This is a genomic window from Niallia sp. (assembly GCF_031978665.1).
Classification (GTDB): domain Bacteria; phylum Bacillota; class Bacilli; order Bacillales; family Cytobacillaceae; genus Niallia.
In genome coordinates, this window is sequence record NZ_DALZDK010000024.1 from 77,211 (window position 1) to 85,602 (window position 8,392).

The window sequence follows — 8,392 nt, forward strand, 5'->3', positions numbered from 1 at the left end:
TAACAGATGGTTTAGCTATTTCAAGAAGCCTTAAGGCCATAGTTAGAAGATTGGGGGATTGGGGTATGGCAAGATTTAATTTCTTAAAAGAGAAAAAGCTGGAATTAGAGAAAAAGTCTATTGAGCTAGGGAATGTCGAATATTTATTAAAAAAAGAAGCTTTTAATGCCATATTCGAAAAACATCCAGATATTGTATTTGCATTGGACAATCAGGGGCAAGTATTGCATTGTAATCCAACCGTTAAACAGATCCTTGGTTATGAAAAAAGGGATTTGGATAAAAATATTAATAGAATCTATGTAAATCATCATCTACGAAAAAAGTACATAAAAAGGGCTTTAAATGGAGAAAGTCAAAATTTTAAAGCCGATATCATTCATATAAACGGTCAAATACTAAACTTCGATATTACTTATGTTCCAATCATGGGGGAAAAAGAGCAAATCCTTGGTATTTATGGAATAGCAAAAGAGATAACGATGTTTATAAAAAATAAAAAGGAATTATTGGAGGTTAAAGAAAATCTCGAATTCGCTCAACAAGTAACAAATATAGGAAGCTGGGAATACAGCATTGGCGAAGATAAATCTTATTGGTCTAACCAGACTTTTGAAATGCATGGAATAAAGAATAAAGCGTTGGTGCCTAGCTATAAGGATATAGTTGATTTCATTCATCCAGAAGATCGCCATTATTTCAACTCTATCTTCCAAAAAGCTCTTAAGAATCGAGAAAGCTACAAGGTCGAATATAGAATTAAAAGAGCGGATGGCACTTCCATCTATGTTTTTGTACAAGCGGAAGTGATTGTGGATGAAGATTCCCGTCCGTTAAAATATGTAGGAGTTATTCAGGATATAACGAAAAGAAAAATAGCAGAAAAAAAATTAGTAGACGCAGAAGAGAGATTTAGAAATATTTACAATAGTCTAGAAGTTGGCATTTCATCTTTTGATGTAGTGAATAATAAATTTCTTCTAACTTCTCCTGGTATTAAATTCGTTACAGGCTATAGTGCTGAAGAATTGGTGAAAATGGGATGGGAGTCGATTATTCACCCGGATGATTTAGGGGAATTTCAACAATTACGGGTGAAATTAGCATATGGTGAATCGCTCAATCATACCTATCGAATCAGCTCCAAAGATGGAGAAGTAAAATGGGTGCAGGATCAAACGATACCTGTATTAGATTATGCAGGGAATCTAATCAGATTAGATGGAACGGTTTCAGATATTACCCATTTAGAGAAAAGTAAGGAAGAACTGACGTATTTAGCTTATCATGATTCTTTGACTGATCTGTTTAATAAACGAAAGTTTGATGAAAAAATAGAAGAATTAATTAAGACTTCTAAAAGAGATAACAAGAACTTTTCTGTCCTCTATTTAAATCTAGATAGATTTAAACAGATTAATGATAGACTTGGTCATGCTGTTGGAGATAAGCTATTGAAACAATTTACCATTAGATTGAATAAGAAGTTGGAAATGAGTAATTATTTGTTTGCAAGACTTGCTGGGGATGAATTTGGTATTCTTCTTTGGGATTTCGAGCATTCGGATTATCCAATAACGATTGCTAAAAGAATTGTTGATTGCATGAAGAAATTCTTTTTAATCGATGAATATGAGTTGTTTATAACAACAAGTGTAGGAATCAGTACTTTTCCACTTGATGGAAATACAAGAGAAGAGTTGGTAAAAAAAGCGAATGCTGCTTTACATAGAGCAAAAGAAATGGGCAAAAACAATTATCAAATTTATTCTACTTTATTAAATATATCTTCCTTTAAGCACTTTCAGCTGGAAAGAGATTTATATAAGGCAATGGAAAAACATGAATTTTTCCTCCACTTTCAGCCTAGAGTAGATACATCTACTGGAAAAATGGTTAGTGCCGAAGCACTTATACGGTGGAAAAATGCTGAATGGGGTTTTGTATCTCCAAGAGAATTTATTCCAATTGCTGAAGAAAATGGCTTGATTCTCTCGATTGGAGATTGGGTATTTCAAGAGGTTTGTAACAGGATTTCCATTTGGAAAAGCATGAACCTACCTATTGTGCCTATATCGATTAACATATCTGCACAAAGATTGTTAAAAAGCGATTTTATTCCAACAGTGATTGAGACTTTAAGAGAAACAAAAACAGATCCTGCCTTAATTGAATTTGAAATAACAGAGACTACTTTAATCCAGTATGAAGAAATCGTCACATTAGCTGTCCAGCAATTAAAAGAAATAGGTATTCGTATTGCATTAGACGATTTTGGAACAGGCTATTCTTCTTTAACCTATTTAAAACAATATCCAATCGATACGATAAAATTAGATCGATCTTTTGTAAGGAATATAACGGATTCCAAAAAGGATGAAATGATTGTTAAATCCATGATTTTTTTGGCAAAAGGCTTGGATATGAAAATTGTCGCAGAAGGCGTAGAAACAAAGGAGCAATTAGCCTTATTAAAGCAACAAGAATGTGATGAAATACAAGGTTATTTATTTAGTAAATCAGTTGGAGAAGAAGAATTCCAAATGCTCATGCAAAAAAAGATAATAAAACCACAAGAACCGCAATGGGAGAGTAGGGAAATGTCAAATAGAAGGAATTTCTATCGCATAAATCTACTTCGCCCCTTAGAGGCGAAAATGTCTTTAGTAGCTATTAAAGGAAAGAAAGTTCAGTTAGGGAAAACGGAGATTCTCATTGAGGATATAGGAATTGGCGGAATAAAAATTCTTTCGAATATTGATTTACCTGTTAGACCTGATATTGCTTTGCAATTTGAAACATTGATATTAAATGAGAAGGTAGGATTATTTGGACATATTGTCTGGAAACATGAAGTAAATGATATTTATCAATATGGGATCCAATTTGTGATTCAGGAAAAAGAAAGAGATTATTTTGCAAAATTATTTAATAAATTCTGTGTTCAATACCGTAAAAATCCATTTTTACCTAATTGTAGTTTTATTAAGGAGGAAAAAATGAGCTATCTAAAAAATCTCCATTCATAGGTAGCTGTTCGTTTTTATCCTAGTTTAACGTTAGTAAAAAACAGTGAAGATTGGAAGAAACTACTGATTGAACATTCGCTATATTACGGCTATGTTAAAGGAATGTTGATTTCGATTTTAGTACAACAAAAGCTTTACAGTATGTTTAAAAATCGACTAGATCAAGTATTCTTGTTAACATAGCTATTTTTATGAAAGGTTGTCTATAAATATGGATGATAAAAACGTAAGTGAGTTACACCCAAAAGATATCAATGGTCTTATAAAATTACTATTAACGGCATTTCACTCCTTACAGGATCTTGTATATGTTGTGGAAGTGACGAAAGATTTGTATAGGTACGTGTTTGTAAATCAAGCTGGATTAAAAGTGTTGAATACGGATGAAAGTGTATTTGGAAAAACATTTGATGATGTACTAGAAGAAGAGGAGGCAGAATTTTTAAAACATCAATATTTAAAAGCTTGCACTAGTAATAAAATAGTTACGTTTGAAGATCAATTATTACTGCCAACTGGTAAAGTGATGGTAAATGAAACGCTTTTAACGCCATTTATTGACGATGATAATAATATCTACATCATTGCTGTGGTACGTGATATTACCGAAAAAGCCGAGCAATTAACAGAGCTGCAGCAGTCACGCAAGCAATTAGAAGAAAATGGGCAGCTGCTGGCATCTCTCATGGATCAAAACGAAGATGCTATCTTTATTTTTGATAAAGAAGGATTTTTTTTAGAGGTAAATGGAGCGGCAGAAAAAATAACAGGGTACGGTAACGGAGAATTAATAGGAACACACTTTTCCCATTCGATGCCAAAAGGAGAGGTAGAGAAGGTAGAGAATCTCTTCAAGCAGTCTGTTGCAGGAAAATCGAGTAGGCATGAGACTATTATTTATCATAAGGATGGACATGAAGTATATGTGAATATAAAGAACATACCAATCGTTGTAGAAGGAAAAGTAACAGGTGTGTTTGGAATTGCTAGAGATATAACGAAGGATAAAAAAAATCTTGAAGAATTGAGTGTCGTTAAATCAAGGCTAGAATCATTCATTAATGATAGCTCGGACTCTATATCGATGGTTGATCGGAATGGGAAAGTCCTATTTATTAATGATGCATTCACGAATATATACGGGTTTTCAAAGGAGGATGTGATTGGAAACGAGCCACCAATCATCCCAAATTGGTTAAAAAAGCAAACAGATGACCTAATCCAACAAGTTTTATTGGGGGAAAAAGTGCACGGAATTCATGTGAAAAGACAGAAGAAATCAGGAGAATTAATTGATATGAGTAGCAGTTTATCTCCGATTTTTGACCAAACGGGAGAAATCACTGGTGTCTCTCATATATCACGGGATATAAGTGACCAAAAGAAATTGCAAACGGAATTGATAAGTATAAAAGAGGAATTAGAGCTTGTATGGAATAATACTTCGGACGCCATCTTTATGATCGACCAAAATGGGGATTTTTTAAAGGGGAATCCAGCATTTGAAGAGATGCTTGGGTGGAAAGTAGAAGAAATGACGAAACTAACTACCTCACCTATTTATCCAGAATTTCATTTAAAACAGGTGGAATATTTTCTAGAGGATTTAAGGAGTGGGCAAAGAATACCAAGTTTTCAAACACAGAGAAAACGTAAAGATGGTTCTCTCATTGATGTAGTTGCAAACTATAGGCCTGTTAATAAAGGGAATATTCTAGCTGTAGGTACGTATCAAGATGTTACGGAATATACACAGGTGTTAAAAAAACAAGAGGAAAGTGAGGAAAAGTTTAAGAGTGTTGTAGAGGCTGCACCGGAAGCTATTGTTATACTAATAGACGAAAAAATAAGCTTTATTAATCAAGCTGGATTAGAGCTTTTAAAGGCGAAGAATAAAGCACAAGTAATTGGGAAGCTATTTTTGGACTTTGTCTACCCAAGTGATCGAGAGAAATTGGTAAAAAAAATGAAGCCAGCTAACTATCAAGAGAATAAACGCGCTATGGGAGAAGAAAGGTTTTATACTTTAGGAGGAGATACAATTTATGCAGAAACGACATCTGCTTTTATAAAGGACCATGGTAATACCTCAGTTGTGGTGATGCTTAGAGACATCACTACAAAAAGAAGAGCAGAAAAGGCAATGAGAGAAAGCGAGGAACGTTTTCGAATTATAGCCGAGCATTCCATGGATATCATTAAGGTCCTTGATCCAAAAGGAAAAATCTTATATTCATCTCCTTCTTTAGAAAAAGTACTAGGGTATCCAGTCAGAAAGATGATTGGAAAAGAATTTTTTAGCAATGTTCATCCTGAAGATTTGGAAGAAATCAAAAAGAAATTTAAAAAGATGTTTGATACAAAAGCGTACTTTCAGGTGAATTTACGACGAATACATCAAGATGGTCATTCAGTATGGTTAAATACTGATTTTATTCCAGTCATAAATGCTGAAGGGGAAATTGAAAGAGTCGTTGCTATTTCAGCAGATATTACGGAGATGCGGAGAAAAGAGAAAAAATTATCTGAAATGGCCTACTATGATCATTTAACGGGTCTACCAAATCGAAGATTATTCTTGGATCGTCTGCAGCAAGCATTCTATACATCTGAGCGCACATGCAAGTTTACCGCTTTAATGGTGTTAGACTGCGATAAATTTAAAAATATCAATGATACGCTTGGTCATGATGTAGGGGATGAAGTCATAAAGATATTTGCGAAACGAGTAAAAAGCTCTCTCCGCAAAAGGGATACTTTGTCGAGAGTAGGTGGAGACGAATTTACGATTGTCCTGCCAGAAATAAGTAAAGTAGAGGATGTTGTGGAGATTTCGGAGAGAATTCTAGAAATAGTAAATGAAAAAATGCTGATAAGTGGAAATGAATTGGAGATTTCCACAAGTATCGGAATTTCTTTTTATGACCCTGATGCCCCTTGTAATGTAGAGGAGTTATTTAAACAAGCAGATCAAGAATTATATAAAGTGAAAGAAAAAGGTGGAAATAGTTTTTCTTATACGTATGAATCTATTTGATAGTACCTTTTTCATGCTGGAATCATTGCAATCAAAAAATACCACTAAGGAAATGTGGTATTTTTTTGATTGCTTTATTTTTTTGTTATATCTTTTTTTTGAATGAATTCTGTATTCATAATGCCGTCAAAATCTACTGGACGCAATTCGAACCATCCTTTAATGCTTGGCCAGACTGTTAATTCGACGCCTGCTTTTTCATGGTGGTTCACTTTTATTGCATTAACAGAAGGACGAGCATATGTTGTTACATTCTCTAAAGTTTTTACCTTTTTCATCAATATACTCCCTTTCTTATTCCTTTATATCCGCAAGATTTACTTCTAAAGAAATATTGTTACGAGGATTCGTATAAAATGGTTGGATAGAGTATACCTTTCCGAACGATTGTAAAGAAGAAATGATGTCGTGCTCTTTAAGATACTCTGCTCGAGATGAACCAAGTCTTCGTCTTTTCACATATCCGTTAATAGATGCCTCTACAAAAAGATCCCAAATACCTACAAGCTTTTCATCAAAGAGTATTTCTTGATAATCTACCACAAAGGTGAACTTATTTTGCAAACCAGGAAACTGATTTTCATGATGTACTTCTAATCCTGTAGGTCTATGAACCAAACGCAGTTGATACTCCACATCTTGATTTATTAACAGGCTTTGTGTCATTTGCCCATTGATAGTGAATGTTTTATCATCAAATTCCATATCATTAATATATACATCAGAGGTGTTAAATTGGTTTACAACATGTTCTTCATCATAAGCTACTTCTTTGGTAACCTTTCGTAATCTTGCATAGATGAAACCATTTTCTACTCTAGTCACATCATTTGCTGTTACTTTGTTAATATGGTCATGAAGGCTTAATAATTTGTCTACATCATTTTCCTTCGCTACTGTTAATAAATACTGGAATCTAGAATTCATAGATGAAATAATGTCATCTGCGACATGGGTGTCAATAAATAACTTTGTTTCATTTAACCAATCTATCTTTTGTTCCCGATTTAGCAATCCAGAAAGTAAGTGGCCCTTTAATCTACTTGCATGTAAGAAGCGATTTAAAAAGGCTATTTTCAGCTCTCTTTTATAAATGGCATTTAAACTACTGTTTTCAAGGAACTCCATAATTCTATTGAAGGAAAAAAAGAATTCATTTGCAGGGAAATATTTTAAGCTTAAATTTTCATTTCCTCTTGCAACTACATAATAATAATCATAGTCTGATAACACCGTGATTACTTTTGCATTAATATAGCATTGCATTACAAATAATTGGTCTTCCCCGACTACTGCCTTAGGATGAAATCGGAATCCATTTTCCTTTACGAACTGTAAGTTGAACATTTTATGTGGAGCTAAACTATATACTAAGTTATCTTCGATGATGTCTGCGTTGTATCTATTGCCTTTCTTAAACATAGATTTAGGCACTCCACGTCCATTTACACCTACATATTTACCATAAATCACGTCTGATTTATGTTCTGTTGCTGCACGATAAAATCTTTCTAATGTTTCTTCCCCGAGAAAATCATCATTATCTAAAAAGAGAATATACTCGCCTCTTGCTGCTTCAATCGCATCATTTCGAGGAATCATTGGCCCACCTGAATTTTCTTCGCGATCGATTAGGACTAAATTACTCATTTTCTTTTTATATTCATTGATAACTTCTATACTTTTATCTGTTGAGCGATCATTTACACAAATAATTTCAAAATCAGTGGAATCCATCGTTTGGTTCATTAATGAATCCAATGTAACATTTAAATGTCTAGCCGCATTATAAATTGGAATAGCTATTGTTACTTTCAATTACTTACCCTCCAAATAACGTGTTTCCTTTTAGTCAATACGATTTATCATACCATACTTTTTCCTATTATTTGTTTTCTTCTTTATTACAATATTTGTCGTTCTGCATTCATTGCTTTTCTCTGCAATCATATATAATTTCAAGGAATAGTATAATACTATTCCTTTGAAATTTCTACCATTTATAGCCTTTATTCCTTAGAATATAAATCTTCTAGATAGCAGTGGTAATCATGCTAGTATCAATATCAGCATGAATGCTTCTAATCCTCCATAACTTTCTGGCTATCCCCCAAGCATTTCATCAGAATACGCAGTGAATCTAATAGAAAAAACAAGGGGGAAGATGATAGGAATCATGAAAAAATACTATTAACTCTAAAATATGCATAAAGATTTTTGACTTTTTCTATCTTTATTGCTAATTTTTATATGTAGTATTTCAACTTAATTACTCAACTTTCGCATACCAAATTAGGCAGGTAAGCTCTGATATAACTAGGCAGAC

4 protein-coding genes are annotated in these 8,392 nt (G+C 33.4%); 2 read left to right on the forward strand and 2 right to left on the reverse strand.

The window, feature by feature from the left end; all coding sequences use genetic code 11:
- The first annotated feature begins 65 nt into the window (after nt 1-65).
- Nucleotides 66-3,029: an EAL domain-containing protein gene (locus RTL21_RS14300; protein WP_312096604.1), complete on the forward strand. Its 2,964-nt coding sequence runs from the start codon at nt 66-68 to the stop codon at nt 3,027-3,029.
- A gap of 211 nt (nt 3,030-3,240) precedes the next feature.
- Complete coding sequence (locus RTL21_RS14305; protein ID WP_312096605.1) at nt 3,241-6,066, forward strand: PAS domain S-box protein; 2,826 nt, start codon at nt 3,241-3,243, stop codon at nt 6,064-6,066.
- 74 nt (nt 6,067-6,140) lie between these two features.
- On the opposite strand, the gene RTL21_RS14310 is transcribed toward RTL21_RS14305, so the two are convergent.
- Nucleotides 6,141-6,344, reverse strand: a complete 204-nt coding sequence (locus RTL21_RS14310; protein WP_312096607.1) for a hypothetical protein — start codon at nt 6,342-6,344, stop codon at nt 6,141-6,143.
- A gap of 16 nt (nt 6,345-6,360) precedes the next feature.
- A complete protein-coding gene (locus tag RTL21_RS14315; protein ID WP_312096609.1) occupies nt 6,361-7,884 on the reverse strand; it encodes a glycosyltransferase in 1,524 nt (507 codons plus the stop codon).
- Between the last annotated feature and the right edge of the window lie 508 nt (nt 7,885-8,392).

Coding starts and splice junctions, on each gene's coding strand:
- RTL21_RS14305 (WP_312096605.1), top strand. CDS start 3,241: ATGGATGATAAAAACGTAAGTGAGTTACACCCAAAAGATATCAATGGT.
- RTL21_RS14310 (WP_312096607.1), bottom strand. CDS start 6,344: ATGAAAAAGGTAAAAACTTTAGAGAATGTAACAACATATGCTCGTCCT.
- RTL21_RS14300 (WP_312096604.1), top strand. CDS start 66: ATGGCAAGATTTAATTTCTTAAAAGAGAAAAAGCTGGAATTAGAGAAA.